Genomic DNA, 17,956 nt, shown 5'->3' on the forward strand with positions numbered 1-17,956 from the left:
ATCGCATGACGGAACTGCAGCAGTCGAACGCCTCGCTGCGCCGTCTCGTGCCGCGCATCTTCTCGAAGGCGCAACCCGTCGGAGCCGTCGACCGGCTTGTGCGCACGGTGCGCATGCATCACCCGAAAGCAGATCTCTCGCTCATCGAGCGCGCGTATGCCGTCGCGGAGCTCGCGCACAGAGGGCAGGTGCGGCAGAGCGGGGAGCCGTATATCACGCACCCGGTCGCCGTCGCGCAGATTCTCGCCGACCTCGGCATCGGCGCGAAGACCCTTGCCGCCGCGCTGCTCCACGACACCGTGGAAGACACCGGATACCCGCTCGACGAACTCCGCGGCGAGTTCGGCGACGAAGTCGCGATGCTCGTCGACGGCGTGACAAAGCTCGACAAGGTGAAGTACGGCGAGAGCGCGCAGGCCGAGACCGTGCGCAAGATGATCGTCGCGATGTCGAAGGACATCCGTGTGCTCATCATCAAACTCGCCGACCGCCTGCACAACGCGAGGACCTGGGGTTTCGTTCCGCCGGAGAAGGCCGCGAAGAAAGCCACGGAGACCCTCGAGATCTACGCACCGCTCGCGCACCGTCTCGGCATCCAGGCGATCAAGTGGGAACTCGAGGACCTGTCGTTCGCCGTGCTGTACCCCAAGCTCTATGCCGAGATCGAAAGCCTCGTCAAGCAACGCACCCCACAGCGCGAAGAGTTCGTGCAGAAGGTCATCGACGCCGTCAACGACGACCTCAGGGCGCAGAAGATCCGCGGCAAAGTCGTCGGGCGCCCGAAGCAGTACTACTCGATCTATCAGAAGATGATCGTTCGCGGACGATCGTTCGACGAGATCTACGATCTCATCGGAATCAGGGTTCTCGTCAACAGTGTGCGCGACTGCTATGCGGTGCTCGGCGCCATCCACGCGCGGTGGACTCCGATCCCCGGTCGTTTCAAGGACTACATCGCCACCCCGAAGTTCAACCTGTACCAGTCACTGCACACCACGGTGATCGGACCGGGCGGCAAGTCCGTCGAGATTCAGATTCGCACCCACGAGATGCACCAGCACGCGGAGTACGGCGTCGCGGCGCACTGGAAGTACAAGGAGCGGGTGAACGGCAAGGCCGCAACCGCGAAGTCCCAAGAAGTCGACATGGCCTGGCTGGCACACATCTCGGACTGGCAGGCAGAGACCGCGGACCCGGGGGAGTTCCTGGATTCGCTGCGATTCGAGATCGGCGCCAAAGAGCTTTATGTGTTCACGCCGAAGGGGCGTGTGATCGGACTGCCGGCCGGCGCGACCCCCGTCGACTTCGCCTATGCGGTGCACACAGAGGTCGGGCACCGCACAATGGGCGCCAAGGTGAACGGGCGCCTTGTCCCGCTCGAGTCCGAGCTGTCGAGCGGCGATGTGGTCGAGGTGTTCACGTCGAAGAACCCGGACTCCGGACCCAGCCAGGACTGGCTGGGCTTTGTGAAGAGCACACGTGCGCGGAACAAGATCCGCCAGTGGTTCACCAAGGAGCGTCGCGAAGAAGCCGTCGAGCAGGGCAAAGATGCCATCGCCCGCGCGATGCGCAAACAGAACATGCCACTGCAGAAGCTGATGACACAGGACTCCTTCGCCGAGATCGCGTCGCAGATGCGCTACGAAGACGTCTCGGCGCTCTACGCCGCCGTGGGTGAAGGCCACGTGTCGACGCAGTCCGTGCTCGAGAAGGTGGCTGCGCTCCTGCAGGGCGACAGCGACCCCGAGACCGCGCCCATCGACTTTCCCATGCGCGGGCAACGGTCGACCCCCGCGAGCGACTCAGGTGTGCTTGTGCGCGGCGCGCCCGACATCCTCGTGAAGCAGGCGAAGTGCTGCACACCCGTTCCCGGTGATGAGATCGTCGGTTTCGTCACACGTGGGTCTGGTGTGTCTGTTCACCGATCGGACTGCCACAACGTCGCGTCGCTGCTCGAAGAACCCGAGCGGATGATCGACGTCGAGTGGGCGCCGAGCGCGAAGAGCGTTTTCCTCGTTCAGATCCAGGTCGAGGCCCTCGATCGCTCAGGCCTGCTGAGCGATGTGACACGGGTGCTCACCGAGCATCACGTGAACATTCTCTCTGCGACGGTGTCAACGTCGAAGTCCAACCGCCTCGCGATCAGTCGATTCGTCTTCGAGATGGGCGACACGACCCATCTGGACCGTGTGCTGAACGCTGTGAGGCGGATCGACGCCGTCTACGACGTGTACCGGGTGAGCAACGGCTGAGACAAGAGCCGCGTAGCACCCGCGGACGGCAGACAGTCGCCGCGCCATCTCGTCCGTGGCGACGCCCGGCCGAGAGACGGCCTCTGACAGGGCATCAGGAGTGCGGCCTGTCGCGTGCAGCAACTCGGCGATCGGGCGCGCGATGTCGGGGATCTCGTTCCTCATTCTGCAGAGATCGAGTGCGGTGCGGTACCCGCTCGTCACGCGCATGGCCCCGTACCTGATGACATCGTCGTCAGCGAGGCTGCGCTCAGGATGGTTCGCCCTCGCATCGATCGATGCTCGCGCACGCTGCTGGCGGCGCGTGCAGAACGACAGGCGGCGAGGCGCGCGGGGGAGCACACAATGGATCCAGGCGGCCGTCAGATCGCAGGCGATCAGGGCTCCGGAACCGTTCCCGCGGCGCACTGAGTCGGCATGGACCGCCAACGCACGCAACTCGGCGGAATCGGGTTCGTCGACGCAGATCCAGGCGTCATGGAACTGCACGATGTCACCGTCGAGGCGTGCAGCGTGCAGCTCGGCGTCCGGAAGCAGGCTTCCGGTGAGGACTCGGGGAATCGCTGTGGCCATTCACCAAGCTTCGCCGTCTCAAAGAACCGACGCCATGACCGCCGTGAATCGGTGGAGAACGAAGACGAACAGGCAGCGCTGGGGATAACCGGCGCCGACCCGATCGATGCTGCGCGCTCAGTTCAGGGCGTTGAGCCAGAGCTTGCGAGCCTCGAGTGCTTCTGTCGCCTCGTCGATCCTCGCCTGGTCACCAGACGCCTTCGCCTCGTCGAGTGCAGCCTCGAGTTTCGCGATCGCGTCGTTCAGCTGACTCGCGAGACCCTCGGTCCGTGCTTTCGTCTCAGGGTTGTTCGTCTTCCAATGCTCGTCATCGAGGGTGCGCAGGTGCTGCTCGACGCGCTTCAGTCCCTCTTCGATCGTTCGCACCTGGTCGCGAGGAACCTTGCCGATCTCGTCCCACCGCTTCTGGATCGACAGAAGCACCTGCCTCACCTTGTCACGGTTCTTCTCCTGCAGGAGCGGTTGCGCTTCGGCGAGCAGCTCCTGCTTCTGGGCGAGGTTGGCTTGGAACTCTGCATTGTCACGCGCGTCGATCTCGGATTTCGCGGCATAGATCGCGTCTCCGGCCGCTTTGAATCGTGCCCAGAGCGCGTCATCCTGCCGTTTTCCCGCTCGTCCCGAGCGTTTCCACTCGTCGAGCAGGTCCCTGTATTCCGGCACCCCGTCCGCGCCCTTCGGCACAAGCGCTTCTGCCCGTTCGATCAGCGCCTGCTTGCGCGTCTTCACATCACGGTGCGCGGAGTCGAGCTCGGCGAAGAATGCGCGGCGGTGCTGTTCGATGGTCGTTCGAGCCGTTCGGAATCGCTTCCACAGGTCATTCGCCTCTGACTTCGGTAGCTTCGGGCCATCCTGCTGGTGTGCCTGCCACCTGGCGAAGAGGTCGTTGATGCGCTCGGTCGTGACCTTCCACTGTGTTTTCGCCGGGTCCTGCGCAGCGAGCGATTCTGCTTCTTCGACGATGGCGGTCCGAACCGCCACGGCGTCGGCGAGAGCAGCCTTCGTCTCTTCTGACTGCTGCTCCGTGAGCTCGCCCACCGTGGTGTCGAGTGCGCCGAGACGCTCTGTCAGCGCACCGAGATCACCCACCGCGTTCGCGCCGGCGACCACACCGCGCAGGCGGGTGACGGCCTTGGCGACATCTGCTGCCGGTGCGCCGCGCTTGACCCGCTGTTCGAGCAGCGTGACCTGTCCGGCGAGATCGGTGTACTTGCGCTCGAAATAGGCGAGAGCCTCTTCGGGCGTGCCGTCTGGGTACTGGCCCACCTCGCGCCACTCGTCACCCTCGCGAACGAATACGGTGCCCTGGTCGTCGACTTTGCCCCAGGGTTGCTGATCAGAAGTTGCCACGTGCCTCACCTTGCTGCGGTCGTCGCACAGCTGTGCGACCTCAAACTGCGCTCAAGCCTAGTATGACGCCATTGCACGCCGACGATGTTCTACTCGACTGTTACAGACGTGATAGCAACCGGGATGGCCGGGGCGCCGTCCGTGGCGCCGTCAGCGATGCCCTTGTCTGTGACCTGCGCCTTCAACTCGTCGAGACCCGCCGTGACGTGCCCGAGCACCGTGTACCCACCGACCTCGTCAGAGGGGATCGTTGTGTCTTCGTAGACGATGAAGAACTGGCTGCCCATGCTGTACGCGTCGCTGCCGACCCTGGCCATCGCGAGCGTGCCGGCCGGATAGACGTCGTCCTCTGGCGCGTTCTCGATCGGTCCGTAGCTGTAGCCGGGGCCGCCAGACCCGGTTCCCTCCGGGTCACCGCACTGCAGCACAAAGAATCCGCCGTTGGTGAGCCGGTGACACGTCACCCCGTTGTAGAAACCGGACTGGCTGAGCGAGATGAACGACGAGACTCCCTGCGGGGCAGCGGCGCCGTCCAGTTCGATCTCAAGCGGCACGTCGTTGATGGTGAGCGTCCCGCTCCAGGCGCGGTTCTCGGCGATGTCGGCCGACGGCACATCGCCGCTGTTCTGTCCGGCGGCAGGCGTCTCTGATGCCGTCGGCGCCGGTGTCGACGTGGCCTCCGGGGTTCCCGGTCCTCCCGAGAAGTAGAACACCTGGGCGAACGCGGCAGCGGTGGCCACAACGACTATCGCGATTCCTGCAATCCAATTGTCACGGACACGGCGCTGGAGCCCGTGCTCGTGCAGTTGCTTGCGAGCCTGGTACCCCTTCAGGCGCTCCCTGGCCTCTCTGGCCTGGCGCTCCTCTGCTTTGCTGGGTGCCACGTGCGTTCCCTTCTCATCACCGTGCCGACGGACCGCCGCCCCGTCGGGGTGCCGGCGCAGCCACTCGGCCACTCAGAACTTTACGGTGACCGGACCTCGCCGACCAAACCGTGCGGCAGTCGATGTCGGCGGCACCGTCTAGCCTTGAGGCATGACGATGAGCGGTTCCGGCCTGCATCCGGGCAGTGCGCCCCTCGCGGTCAGGATGCGGCCGCGGTCGCTGGACGAGGTCGCCGGCCAGCGTCACCTTCTGAAACCGGGATCCCCCCTCGTCAGCCTGGCGACGGGAACCTCTTCCGACAAGGGTTCCGTCTCGGTGATCCTCTGGGGTCCTCCCGGCACCGGCAAGACCACCATCGCGCAGTCGATCGCGCACAGCTCCGGTCGACGGTTCGTCGAGCTCTCGGCGGTGACCGCGGGTGTACGCGACGTGCGTCAGGTGATGGAAGAAGCGATGACCTCGAGAGACCTCTATGGTCTCGCGACCGTCCTGTTCCTCGACGAGATCCATCGTTTCTCCAAGGCACAGCAAGACGCGCTGCTGCCCGGTGTCGAGAACGGCCGGGTGATCCTCGTCGCGGCGACCACCGAGAATCCGTCGTTCTCGGTCATAGCGCCCCTGCTCTCCCGCTCTCTGCTCCTGACCCTCGAGCAGCTGAGCGACGCAGACCTGCGCGAGGTGGTCGACAGGGCCATCGTCGACGAACGCGGCCTCGGCGACCGCTTCACCGTGTCAGACGACGCCCGCGACGCGATCATCCGCCTGGCATCGGGGGACGCACGCCGCGCACTCACGGCGCTCGAGGCGGCATCCGTCAGCGCCCATGCAGAGCGCGCCCAAGCAGAGCGCGCCCAGGCAGACGGCGCCCAGGCGGAGGGAACAGCCTCCACCGGGTCAGAGCGGCCGCCCGACGACGCATCCAAGCCCGAGATCACCGCAGACATCGTCGCGTCCGCCGTCGATCGTGCCCTGCTGAGATACGACAAGAACGGCGATGAGCACTACGACGTCATCAGCGCGTTCATCAAATCCATCAGGGGCTCAGACGTCGACGCCGCGCTCCACTATCTGGCGAGGATGATCGAGGCGGGCGAAGATCCGCGCTACATCGCCCGCCGGATCATCATCTCGGCGGCTGAAGACATCGGAATGGCGGATCCCCAGGCGCTGCCGATCGCCGTGGCGGCCGCAGACGCCGTTCAGCTCATCGGGATGCCAGAGGGCCGGATTCCGCTCGCAGAGGCCGTTGTCTATCTCGCCACCACCGCGAAGTCCAATGCCTCGTACGTCGCGATCGACCGCGCCATCGCCGATGTCAGGGCCGGAGCCTTCGGCCGTGTGCCCAAGCCGATGCGCGACGCCCATTATGCGGGTGCCAAGCGGCTGGGCCACGGCAAGGGATACCGGTATCCGCATGACACAGAGGTCGGCGTCGTCGAGCAGCAATATCTGCCAGACGAGCTTCGCACCGTGCGCTACTACGAGCCGACGCAGCGGGGGAATGAGCGCGAGGTGAGTTCGCGACTGGCCAAGCTGCTGCGCATCGTGCGCGGGAAACCCCTCGACTGAGCCCGCGCGTGTTAGGATTGTCGCTGGCCTGGATCTGGTTTGAGCGTGCGGCTGCGTGACGACCTCAGATTGACGGGATGTGTTCTGTAGCCGAACCGCCCTGGCTGATCCCTCTTACTTTTGCCGTGCGCTCGCGCGCGCTTGCAAAGCACTGTCAGAGAAACCATTGAAAGGAACCCGTGTCTACCAAGTCACGCACCCGCAGCAAGACCCGCCTGTCGAGGTCACTGGGCATCGCCCTGACCCCGAAGGCCGCCAAGTACCTTGAGAAGCGCCCATACGCTCCCGGCGAGCACGGACGCACCAAGCGCAAGACCGACAGCGACTACGCCGTGCGCCTTCGCGAGAAGCAGCGCCTGCGCGCCCAGTACGGAATCCGCGAGAAGCAGCTGAAGATCGCGTTCGAAGAGGCGCGCCGCACACAGGGGCTGACCGGTGAGAACCTCGTCGAGCTTCTCGAGATGCGCCTGGACGCCCTCGTGGTCCGTTCCGGGTTCGCCCGCACAACCGCCCAGGCCCGCCAGATGGTCGTGCACCGTCACATCCTCGTCGACGGCCAGCTCGTCGATCGCCCGTCGTTCCGTGTGAAGCCGGGCCAGATGATCCACGTCAAACCCAAGAGCGAGGGCATCGAGCCGTTCCAGGTCGCCGCCGCCGGCGGCCACGCCGACGTCCTCCCGAAGATTCCGCCATACCTCGAGGTCGAGATCGACAAACTGCAGGCGCGTCTTGTGCGTCGCCCCCAGCGTTCAGAGGTCCCCGTGACCTGTGAAGTCCAGTTCGTCGTCGAGTACTACGCGGCTCGCTGATCGACAGCACCAGAGATCGCACACGAGCGGGTCACGGCATCGCCGTGGCCCGCTCGTGCGCGGTCTGCCGAGATGCCGCTGACGAGCGAGCGAAGCCCCGCCACCCGTAGACTGTGCTTTTGGTTGGTTTGTCAGTCGCCAGGGGAGTGCTCCATGAAGAATGTTCTGTGGCTTGTGGCCGGAATAGCCGCCGGTTTCGTCGTCGCACACGAGGTGAACAAAACGGCGAAGGGGCAGCGCTTCTTCGCCGACCTCGATGGCCGGCTGCGCGAGTTCAACGAGTCCGTCGCCGACGCCTATCGTGCGCGAGAGGCCGAACTGCGCGAGAACATCGACCAGATCGTCGACAGCGCCGAAGACACCATCGATCACCTCAAGAACTCCTAGCACGATCCGAACGGACACATGAAGACTTCTGACATCCGTCAGCGCTGGCTCGATTACTTCGCAGCGCGCGGCCACACCGTCGTTCCCTCTGCCTCGCTCGTGAGCGACGACCCGACGGTGATGTTCACGATCGCCGGCATGGTCCCGTTCATCCCGTACCTGACCGGTCTGGTGCCCGCGCCATACCCGCGCGCGACGAGTGTGCAGAAATGCATCCGCACGAACGACATCGAAGAAGTGGGACGGACTCCGCGTCACGGAACCTTCTTTCAGATGAACGGCAACTTCTCGTTCGGCGACTACTTCAAAGAGGACGCGATCAGGTATGCCTGGGAGCTCCTCACCTCGGCCGAGAACGACGGCGGCTACGGTTTCGACCCCGCAGACCTCTGGGTCACCGTCTACCGCGACGACGACGAGGCGATCAGGCACTGGAAGCAGATCGCTGGTCTTCCCGACGACCGCATCCAGCGCCTCGGCAAAGACACGAACTACTGGTCGACGGGGCAGCCCGGGCCGGCCGGACCGTGCTCAGAGATCTTCTTCGACCGGGGCCCCGCATACGGCCGTGACGGCGGCCCGGCGACGGATGACGACAGGTACGTCGAGATCTGGAACCTCGTGTTCATGCAGTACCTGATCGCCGATGTGACGAGCAAAACAGAGTTCCGCATCGTCGGCGAGCTTCCGCGCAAGAACATCGACACCGGGATGGGACTCGAGCGGGTCGCGTTCCTCAAGCAGGGCGTCGAGAACATGTACGAGATCGACCAGGTCAGGCCTGTCCTCGACCGTGCCGCCGACTTGTCCGGTCGCCGTTACGGCGCCGACCACAACGACGACGTCCGTATGCGGGTCATCGCGGACCACGTGCGCTCGTCGTTGATGCTGATGAGCGACGGCGTCACCCCGTCGAACGAGGGACGCGGCTACATCCTGCGGCGGCTTCTGCGACGCAGCGTGCGCGCCATGCGGCTTCTCGGCGTCGAAGAAGCGACCTTCCCCGAGCTGTTCACCGCCTCTCGAGATGCGATGAAGGCCTCGTACCCAGAGGTCGAACACGACTTCTCCAGAATCTCGCAGGCCGCATACGGCGAAGAAGAAGCATTCCTGCGCACGCTGGCCGGCGGCACAGCGATCCTCGACGTCGCCGTCGAGAAGTCGAAGGCCTCTGGTGCGCCGGCCCTGCCGGGAGACACGGCGTTCCTGCTTCACGACACCTACGGGTTCCCGATCGATCTCACGCTCGAGATCGCCGACGAGGCCGGGCTGTCCGTCGACAGGAAGGCGTTCGACTCGCTGATGGCTGATCAGCGTCGGCGGGCGAAAGACGACGCGAAGAGCAAAAAGACCGCACTTGCCGACCTCAGTGTGTACAGCGCGTTCCGCGCGTTCGGCGAGACCGTCTTCCACGGATACACCCAGCTCGAGGCCGAGTCGCGAATCCTCGGATTGATCGTCGACGGGCATTCCACGACCTCGGCCGCGGCCGGTGACATCGCCGAGGTCATTCTCGCCGAGACCACTCTCTATGCCGAGTCCGGCGGCCAAGAGGCAGACCAGGGCCTCATCGTCGGCTCCGGGTTCGAACTCGAGGTCCTCGACGTGCAGAAGCCGATCAAAGGGCTGATCAGCCACAAAGTGCAGGTGCGATCGGGCGAGGTGGCGGTCGGAGACGCGGCGAGGACCGTCGTCGACGCGGACTACAGAAGAGGGGCCAGGCAGGCGCACTCCGGCACCCACATCATCCATGCGGCGCTCCGCGACGTGCTCGGACCGAATGCTCACCAGTCCGGCTCATACAACAAGGCGGGTTACCTGCGCCTCGACTTCACCTGGAACCAGGGGCTGTCCTCCGAGACCAGATCCGAGATCGAAGAGATCTCGAACAACGCCATCCGCAACAACCTCGAGGTCGTCACCCGCGAGATGCCCCTCGACGACGCCAAATCGCTCGGCGCCATGGCGCTCTTCGGCGAGAAGTACGGCGACGTCGTTCGGGTTGTCGACATCGGCGGCCCGTGGTCGCGTGAACTGTGCGCGGGCACACACGTCTCGTCGAGTGCAGAGATCGGCATGATCAATCTCATCAGCGAGTCGTCGGTCGGGTCGGCGAACCGACGTGTCGAATCGCTCGTCGGGCTCGAGGCGTTCCGCGACCTCGCCGCCGAGCGCGCCATCGTCTCGCAGCTCCAGTCCTCGCTCAAGGTTCCCCGCGAGCAGTTGACCGACCGCATCTCAGAGCTCGTCGCGAACCTCAAACAGGCCGAGAAGAAGATCCAGGCGTTCGAAGCGCGTGAGCGCGCGGAACGCGTGCCGAGCCTCGTCACCACAGCTGCGCGTGTCGGCGACGTGCAGGTCGTCGCCCAATCGCTCGGCTCCCTCGCATCGGCAGACGATCTGCGCGCGCTGGTGACCGGTGTGCGCGAACGGCTCGGCGCCGAGGCGTCAGTCGTCGCCCTCGCCGCCGTGATCAAGCACCGCCCGGTGATCATCGTCGCGACGAACGATGCCGCACGGCAGGCGGGCGCGAAAGCCGGGCAGCTCGTCCGCGCCGCATCCGAAGTCCTCGGCGGCGGAGGCGGCGGAAAAGACGACATCGCGCAGGGCGGCGGAACCGACACAACGGCCATCGATCGCGCATTGGCCGCTGTCGTGGACGCTCTGCGATAGCGGCCGGATCGTGCGTTCGGGAGTGCGGATCGGGATCGACGTCGGGAAGGCCAGGATCGGCGTGGCGCAGTGCGACCTGCACGGCATGATCGCGACCCCCGTCGAGACCATCCCGCGCAGTGCCGACGGCCGCGCCGACCTGCTTCGGATCCTGGAGCTGGCGCGGGAGCGTGACGCCATCGAGTTCGTCGTCGGTCTTCCCCTGTCGCTCTCTGGCGGCCACACGGCCTCGACGACGGATGCCGTCGACTGGGCGCGCTCGCTCGCTGCAGCGGGCGGCGTTCCCGTACGGCTCGTCGACGAACGGCTCTCGACGGTGACGGCCCACGCGCAACTGCGCGGTTCCGGCAAATCCCAGAAATCGACCCGTAGGATCATAGATCAGGTTGCTGCGGTCGTGATCCTGCAGCACGCACTCGATGTCGAGCGCGGCAGTGGAACCCCTCCGGGGAACCTCGTCGACCAAACCGAAGGGCCCTGAAACGGTGGCAGACCAGGATTCACCAGACGACCCGTTCGACGCGGTCTTTCGTGCCGACGATGATCATGGCGGGCGCCGCACGTCGCCCTCTGTGAACGATCGGAACAGCGGGCACACGCGCGCCGGGCACAGTGGCGGCGGGCAACCTCAGTCGAGGCGTGCCGCACGCGAAGCCGCGAGCGCCCCGAGCCTGCAGCAGCTGCTCGACGACGATGCGCCAGACGAGGCCGTCGGCACCGGATCGTCCCGGTCCAGCCGCCGGCGTGACGACGCGTCAGGCTATCCGCCGAGAGAGAAGCGAAGCAAAAGAGGCCTGATCGCGTTCGTCGTTGTGCTCGTCACGCTGGGGGCGATCGCCGCGGGGGGCCTGTACGTCTGGAACACCTTCGAGCCCCAGATCCGGGAGGTTCTCGGGTGGCAGGAGCCGAACGACTATGAGGGGATCGGCACAGGCGAGGTGCTCGTCTCGATCGACAGCGGAGACACGGGCGCCGACATCGCGACCCGGTTGCAGCAGGAGGGGGTCACGAAGACCTACGACGCCTTCTATGACCTGCTCGTCGCTCAGCCGGAGGAACCGGTGTTCCACCCCGGTGTCTACCGGCTGGCCGAGCGTATGAGCGCGCAGGCCGCCCTCGACGCCCTTCTCGATCCCGCGAACAAGATCGAACGAACAGCCCTCATCAGGGAAGGCATCACCACGAGCCAGATCCTCGAAGAACTGTCGACGGCGACAGAGCTCCCGGTCGAGGAGTTCCAGGCCGCCGTCAAGGATCCGGCACAGTACGGCATCCCGGCGGATGCGCCGTCGATCGAGGGCTGGCTCTTCCCCGCCCAATACACGTTCGACCCGGGCGTCACGGCAACAGACGCCATCCAGACCCTTGTGAACCGCACGGTCGAGTCCCTCGATAGCGCCGGTGTGCCCGTCGAGGACCGCCAGCGCATTCTGACGATCGCCTCGGTCATCGAACGCGAGGCCCGATTGGCTGACGATTTCTACCGTGTCTCACGAGTGATCCAGAACCGTCTGGCACAGGACATGGCCCTGCAGATGGACTCCACAGCGCAGTACGGCATCCAGGCGAAGAGCGGATTCCTGACGGTCGGCACGAGCGAGACCGTGTGGTCGACCGAAGAGGCTCTCTCTGACGACAACGCGTGGAACACATACGTTCACACCGGTTTGCCGGCCGGGCCCATCTCGAGCCCGGGGGACACCGCCATCGACGCGGCCATGCATCCCGCCGACGGCCCGTGGATCTTCTTCGTCACGGTCAACCTGCAAACGGGCGAGACCGTGTTCTCAGAGACGAACGAGCAACATGAGAGCGCTGTCGCCCAGCTCAGGGAGTGGTGCTCCGCCAACCCCGGCCAGGGCTGCTGATGAGCGCGAAGCTCGCTGTGCTCGGCTCGCCGATCGAGCATTCGCGTTCCCCGCTTCTCCACCGGACGGCACTCGACATGCTCGGGCTCGACTGGAGCTATGAACGCCTCGACGTGGGCGAAGACGCGCTCGCCCGTGTGGTCGGAGGGCTCGACCGGAGCTGGAGGGGACTGTCTTTGACCATGCCTCTCAAGCGCGAGGCGCTGCGCCTCGCCGACGCCGTCGACGAGATCGCGGAGCAGACCGGCGCCGTGAACACCCTGCGCTTCAACTGGCGCGACGCCGGCCGGACGATCACCGGCTACAACACGGATGTCGCCGGGCTGACGAATGCGCTGAGGGCCGTTGACGTCGGCGAGGCGCCACACGTCGTCATCGTCGGATCGGGTGCGACGGCGACGAGCGCGATGGTCGGAGCAGCGGAGCTCGGGGCGCTGCACGTCGACGTGCTCGCCCGGAATCCCCAGAAGGCCGTCGCGCTCGTCGACATCGGCCGCGCCGTCGGCCTCACCGTCGGCGTGCACCCGCTCTCTGCCGCGACGGAAGAGCTCGCGCGACCCGAACTCGTCATCAGCACGTTGCCCGGCGGTGTGCAGACCCCTGTGAAATGGCCCGCGACCGTGATGGCGAGCGCTGCGCTGCTCGACGTCGCGTATGACCCCTGGCCGAGCCCCCTCGCAGCGGCCTGGACCTCTGCGGGCGGTGTGGTCGCAAACGGGCTGGCCATGCTCGTGCACCAGGCCGTCGTACAGCTGCGCATCTTCGTCGCAGACGATCCCTTCGCCGAGCTCGACGGCGAAGAAGAGATCGTCACCAGAATGCTCAGCGTCGTGGGGCTCGATCGCCGGGGACAGCCGGTCGGCGGCTGATCCGGCGAGCAGCGCGCGCGGGCTGTGGAAGGATGGGTACCATGCTTCGTTGGCTCACCGCCGGGGAATCTCACGGCCCGGAACTCATCGCGATACTCGAGGGACTCCCGGCCGGGGTACCCGTCTCACTCGACTCCATCCGCGCCGATCTCGCGCGCCGCAAACTCGGCTACGGGCGAGGCTCCCGCATGAAGTTCGAACAGGACGACCTCGCCATCTCCGGCGGTGTGCGCCACGGGCTCAGCCTCGGAAGCCCCGTCGCCATTCGCATCGGCAACACGGAATGGCCGAAGTGGGTCGAGGTGATGAGCGCCGAGCCCGTTGAGACCACGGAGCGCTCGCGGGGGCGCAGCGCTCCGCTCACACGCCCTCGCCCGGGCCACGCCGACCTCGTCGGCATGCAGAAATACGGCTTCGACGAAGCGCGCCCCGTGCTCGAGCGCGCCAGCGCACGCGAAACCGCCGCCAGGGTCGCGCTCGGCGCGGTCGCGCGCGGGTTCCTCGCCGAGCTCGGCATCGAGCTCGTCAGCCATACCCTGTCCATCGGGCCCGTGCGTGTGCCAGAAGACGCCGCCCTGCCGAAACCGCACGACGTGTCAGCACTCGACTCAGACCCTCTGCGCTGCTTCGACGCCGAGACCTCCGCGCTGATGGTCGCAGAGGTGGATGCCGCGAAACGCGACGGTGACACCCTCGGCGGGGTGGTCGAGGTCCTGGCATACGGGCTGCCGCCAGGCCTCGGTTCCCACGTGCACTGGGATCGCCGGCTCGACGGCCAGCTCGCGCAGGCGCTTATGGGCATCCAGGCCATCAAGGGCGTCGAGGTGGGCGACGGTTTCGCCACGACCACACGACGGGGTTCCCGGGCCCACGACGAGCTGTATGCCGACGGCGGCGAGATCTCACGCGCCAGCGATCGTGCGGGCGGAACAGAGGGCGGCATGAGCACGGGAACTGTGCTGCGCGTGCGCGCAGGCATGAAGCCCATCGCCACGGTGCCACGTTCGCTGCGAACCGTCGATGTGGCGACGGGCGAGGCAGCGGGGGCGCATCACCAGCGTTCTGACGTCTGCGCGGTGCCTGCCGCCGGTGTGGTCGCCGAGGCGATGGTCGCTCTCGTGCTCGCCAACTCGGTGCTCGAGAAGTTCGGCGGCGACTCCGTCGACGAGACCAGGCGCAACCTGCACGCATACCTCGACGCGATCCCCGGCGAGCTGCGAACCTCGCCGACGACCGGCGAGCTCCCGGACTGATCGTGGGATCAGAGGGGCGACAGGTGTCGCGTGTGGTGCTGATCGGGCCGATGGGGTCGGGAAAGACGAAGGTCGGCCGCCGCGTGGCGCGGGCGCTCGGGCTGGCGTTCGTCGACACGGACAAACGCGTCGTCGAAGAACACGGTGAGATCACCGGCATCTTCGAGAGCTTCGGCGAAGAGCACTTCCGCAGCCTCGAGCGAGCTGCCGTCAGCGCTGCGCTGCGCGAGAACGGGGTCATCTCCCTCGGCGGGGGCGCCATCCTTCACCCTGACACCCAAGCGGACCTCCGACACGAGAGGGTCGTGCTTCTCACGGTGAGGGCCGAGGTGGTCGCGGCGCGGATCAAAACGTCGAAACGCCCGCTGCTCTCTGGGCCGAACGGCGGTGCCGAGGCCTGGAAACGCATCTACGAGGAGCGACGTGAGATCTACGAGGAACTCGCCGACGTCACGTTCGACACCTCGACGGGGCGCATCAGCGACATCGCCCGCATGGTCGCGGAGTGGGCACGCTCAGACATCGATTCCGACGGAGAGACCGCGTGAACACTGCTGAACCGACCATCGTCCCCGTGACCGGGGCATCGAGTTACGACATCACCGTCGGAAACGGTGTGCTCCCGCTCATCGCCGACGCCATCGGCACCGGGACGACGAAGGTGCTGATCGTGCACCCTCCCACGCTCGCCGCACGTGCAGAGCAGCTTCGGGAACTGCTCGCCGAGCACTACCAGCAGGTGCTGCTTGCAGAGGTGCCCGATGCCGAAGCAGCCAAACGGGTCGAGGTCGCGGCGTTCTGCTGGCAGATCATGGGCCAGGCCGACTTCACGAGAACGGATGCCGTCGTCGGTTTCGGCGGAGGAGCGGTGACCGACCTCGCCGGTTTCGTCGCCGCGACCTGGCTCAGGGGGGTCAGCCTCGTTCAGGTCCCCACAACCGTGCTCGGCGTCGTCGATGCGGCTGTCGGAGGAAAGACGGGGATCAACACGAACGAGGGCAAGAACCTCGTCGGGGCGTTCTATGCGCCGACGGCCGTGATCGCGGACCTCGACCTTCTGGACTCGCTGCCGCGCAACGAGATCCTCGCCGGGTACGCAGAGATCGTGAAGGCGGGTTTCATCGCCGAGCCAGAGATCCTCGACATCGTCGAATCCGATCCCGACAGCGCGACCGACCCGACGCATGCATCGTTCAGGCGAGCCGTCGAACTCGCGATCGGCCTCAAGGCCCGTGTGGTGAGTGAGGACTTCACCGAGGCAGGTATGCGCGAGATCCTCAACTACGGGCACACCCTCGGTCACGCGGTCGAGCACGCAGAACGCTATCAGTGGCGTCACGGTGCCGCCGTGGCCGTCGGGATGATGTATGCCGCCGAGCTGTCGCGCCTCGCCGGTCGGCTCTCGGATGCCGCGGTCGACAGGCACAGGAGCGTGCTCGAGCTGCTCAGCCTGCCGACGACGTATCCGGTCGGGCGTTGGAACACGCTGCTCGCGACGATGCAGCGCGACAAGAAGGCCAGGGCCGGCATGCTCAGGTTCATCGTGCTCGACGACATCGCCAAGCCGACAGTGCTCACCGCTCCCGAACCGGCGCTGCTCTTCGCCGCCTATCAGGAGATCGGGTCCTAGCCATGCGGTGTTGAGGCTGCGGCCCCCTGTCTCATGGACAGTGGGCAGGGAACGACTTGCTGGGCCCGCCTTCCGCGTGCGGATACGCTAGGTGACCATGACCACGATTCTCGTCCTCAACGGGCCGAACCTCGGCAGACTCGGATCCAGGGAGCCAGACGTCTACGGCAGCGCCTCGCTCGACGACCTGCGAACGGAGCTCACGTTGGCATCCGGCGACGTCGCCGTAGACGTGCGGCAGACCAACGACGAGGCCGAGCTGATCGGCTGGGTGCACGAAGCCGTCGACACGGGAGCAGACGTCATTCTCAACCCGGCCGCGTTCACGCACTACAGCTACGCGCTCAGGGATGCCTGTGCCCTCGTCACGAAGGCGGGGCTGCGGTTGATCGAGGTGCACATCTCGAATCCCCACACCAGGGAGACGTTCAGGCACACGAGCGTCATCTCGGCCGTCGCCACCGGGGTGATCGCGGGGTTCGGGTTCGACTCATACAGACTCGCGCTCTCGCAGCTCACACGCTCGTCCTGACCCTCACCCGGCCGCCAACCGCCAGCGCGCGCCCGCCAAGCGCCAGCTCGGCCCCAGCCCCTTGCCCCAGCTCTGTGCCCCGTCATCCAGCTCTCTGTGACCTTTCCGGACGTACGTGCCCGATCCGCCGGCCCCATGCGTCCGGAAAGGGCACAGAGAGGGGCCTCGGCGCGGCGTCCGCTAAACTCGTCACGCTGGCCGCACCCGGTCACGCCCACCCACCTGAACGGACCCACTCTTTCATGGCATCAACCGCTGACATCAGAAACGGCGTCGTGCTCAACATCGACGGCCAGCTCTGGAGCGTAATCGAGTTCCAGCACGTCAAGCCGGGCAAGGGCGGCGCGTTCGTCCGCACAAAGCTCAAGAACGTCGTCACCGGAAAGTCGGTCGACCGCACGTACAACGCCGGCACGAAGATCGACATCGAGAATGTGGATCGTCGCGACTTCACCTATCTCTACAACGACGGCGACGGCTTCGTGTTCATGGACGCCACCGACTACGACCAGCTCACCGTCCCCGCGACCGTCGTCGGAGACGCCGCAAACTTCATGCTCGAGAACCAGGCCGTCACCATCGCCCTCAACAACGGCAACCCGCTCTATGTCGAGCTTCCGGCCTCCGTTGTGCTCGAGATCACCTACACCGAGCCCGGTCTGCAGGGCGACCGCTCGACCGGCGGCACGAAGCCCGCGACGGTCGAGACCGGTTATGAGATCCAGGTTCCTCTTTTTCTCGAGACGGGAACCAGGGTCAAGGTCGACACACGCACGGGCGACTACCTGGGCCGCGTCAACGAATAGTGAGCGCACGCACAAAAGCCCGCAAACGGGCACTCGACATCCTCTACGTCGCCGATCTGCGCGAAACGCCCGTGCCCGATGCGCTTGCCGCAGAGGCCAAGCGCGCCGCGAGCGAGCCGCAGCGCGAGGCGTCGTGGCTCTATGCGAGGGACATCGTCGACGGCGTGGTCGACCACCGCGAAGAGATCGACGAGCAGATCGAGACGTACGCCCAGGGGTGGACGCTCGCGCGGATGCCGACTGTCGACCGCGCCATTCTGCGCATCGGAGTCTGGGAGATCCTGTTCAACGACGAGGTCCCGGCGGGGGTGGCGATCGATGAGGCCGTCGAGCAGGCGAAACAGCTCTCGACGGACGACTCGGCCGGTTTCGTGAACGGACTGCTCGCGAAGATCGCGAAAGCCAACGCCGTTCTCTGAGCCGCGCGCAGGACAACAGCACCCGCCGATGACGTTCCGGTTGGTATGCTGAAGAGACAGACAACCTTTAAAGCCGTCCGGAGA

The 17,956-nt window shown here is 65.9% G+C and carries 16 protein-coding genes; 14 read left to right on the top strand and 2 right to left on the bottom strand.

Going from position 1 to position 17,956, the window contains the following annotated elements:
* Positions 1-5 precede the first annotated feature (5 nt).
* Positions 6-2,252, top strand: a complete 2,247-nt coding sequence (locus ACYVF5_RS10140; protein ID WP_460945937.1) for a RelA/SpoT family protein — start codon at positions 6-8, stop codon at positions 2,250-2,252.
* Positions 2,253-2,942: 690 nt separating this feature from the next.
* On the opposite strand, the gene ACYVF5_RS10145 is transcribed toward ACYVF5_RS10140, so the two are convergent.
* Both ACYVF5_RS10145 and ACYVF5_RS10150 read right to left on the bottom strand, forming a co-directional pair.
* Positions 2,943-4,172 (bottom strand): DUF349 domain-containing protein, encoded by a 1,230-nt coding sequence (locus tag ACYVF5_RS10145; RefSeq protein ID WP_460945939.1) that lies wholly within the window; start codon positions 4,170-4,172, stop codon positions 2,943-2,945.
* Positions 4,173-4,261: 89 nt separating this feature from the next.
* Positions 4,262-5,056: a peptidylprolyl isomerase gene (locus ACYVF5_RS10150; protein ID WP_460945941.1), complete on the bottom strand. Its 795-nt coding sequence runs from the start codon at positions 5,054-5,056 to the stop codon at positions 4,262-4,264.
* 151 nt (positions 5,057-5,207) lie between these two features.
* Between ACYVF5_RS10150 and ACYVF5_RS10155 the strand changes: the two genes are divergently transcribed.
* The 13 genes from ACYVF5_RS10155 to nusB all read left to right on the top strand — a co-directional run bounded on the left by ACYVF5_RS10155 (position 5,208) and on the right by nusB (position 17,872).
* On the top strand, positions 5,208-6,626 hold the full coding sequence (locus ACYVF5_RS10155) for a replication-associated recombination protein A (protein WP_460945943.1): 1,419 nt from the start codon (positions 5,208-5,210) through the stop codon (positions 6,624-6,626).
* 179 nt (positions 6,627-6,805) lie between these two features.
* A complete protein-coding gene (gene rpsD, locus ACYVF5_RS10160; RefSeq protein WP_460945945.1) occupies positions 6,806-7,435 on the top strand; it encodes a 30S ribosomal protein S4 in 630 nt (209 codons plus the stop codon).
* 153 nt (positions 7,436-7,588) lie between these two features.
* Positions 7,589-7,822 carry a hypothetical protein gene (locus ACYVF5_RS10165; RefSeq protein WP_460945947.1) on the top strand — a complete coding sequence of 78 codons (234 nt, stop codon included), beginning with the start codon at positions 7,589-7,591 and terminating at the stop codon, positions 7,820-7,822.
* Positions 7,823-7,840: 18 nt separating this feature from the next.
* Positions 7,841-10,495, top strand: coding sequence for an alanine--tRNA ligase (alaS, locus tag ACYVF5_RS10170; RefSeq protein WP_460945949.1), 2,655 nt, complete (start codon positions 7,841-7,843; stop codon positions 10,493-10,495).
* A 10-nt stretch (positions 10,496-10,505) separates the two neighbouring features.
* The gene (ruvX, locus tag ACYVF5_RS10175) at positions 10,506-10,976 is read left to right on the top strand and encodes a Holliday junction resolvase RuvX (RefSeq protein WP_460945951.1); all 471 of its coding nucleotides are present in this window, start codon (positions 10,506-10,508) and stop codon (positions 10,974-10,976) included.
* 4 nt (positions 10,977-10,980) lie between these two features.
* Positions 10,981-12,363, top strand: coding sequence for an endolytic transglycosylase MltG (mltG, locus tag ACYVF5_RS10180; RefSeq protein ID WP_460945953.1), 1,383 nt, complete (start codon positions 10,981-10,983; stop codon positions 12,361-12,363).
* A complete protein-coding gene (locus tag ACYVF5_RS10185; protein WP_460945955.1) occupies positions 12,363-13,232 on the top strand; it encodes a shikimate dehydrogenase in 870 nt (289 codons plus the stop codon). The genes mltG and ACYVF5_RS10185 overlap by 1 nt, the downstream gene beginning before the upstream one ends.
* Positions 13,233-13,273: 41 nt before the next feature.
* Positions 13,274-14,485, top strand: a complete 1,212-nt coding sequence (aroC, locus tag ACYVF5_RS10190) for a chorismate synthase (protein ID WP_460945957.1) — start codon at positions 13,274-13,276, stop codon at positions 14,483-14,485.
* A gap of 2 nt (positions 14,486-14,487) precedes the next feature.
* Positions 14,488-15,033, top strand: coding sequence for a shikimate kinase (locus ACYVF5_RS10195; protein WP_460945959.1), 546 nt, complete (start codon positions 14,488-14,490; stop codon positions 15,031-15,033).
* The gene (gene aroB, locus ACYVF5_RS10200; RefSeq protein WP_460945960.1) at positions 15,030-16,115 is read left to right on the top strand and encodes a 3-dehydroquinate synthase; all 1,086 of its coding nucleotides are present in this window, start codon (positions 15,030-15,032) and stop codon (positions 16,113-16,115) included. The genes ACYVF5_RS10195 and aroB overlap by 4 nt, the downstream gene beginning before the upstream one ends.
* 97 nt (positions 16,116-16,212) lie before the next feature.
* On the top strand, positions 16,213-16,647 hold the full coding sequence (locus ACYVF5_RS10205) for a type II 3-dehydroquinate dehydratase (protein ID WP_460945962.1): 435 nt from the start codon (positions 16,213-16,215) through the stop codon (positions 16,645-16,647).
* A 242-nt stretch (positions 16,648-16,889) separates the two neighbouring features.
* Entirely contained in the window at positions 16,890-17,453 is a 564-nt protein-coding gene (gene efp, locus ACYVF5_RS10210) for an elongation factor P (protein WP_460945964.1), read from the top strand.
* Positions 17,453-17,872 (top strand): transcription antitermination factor NusB, encoded by a 420-nt coding sequence (nusB, locus tag ACYVF5_RS10215; RefSeq protein ID WP_460945966.1) that lies wholly within the window; start codon positions 17,453-17,455, stop codon positions 17,870-17,872. The genes efp and nusB overlap by 1 nt, the downstream gene beginning before the upstream one ends.
* Positions 17,873-17,956: the final 84 nt, after the last annotated feature.

It is taken from the genome of Okibacterium endophyticum (assembly GCF_054780075.1).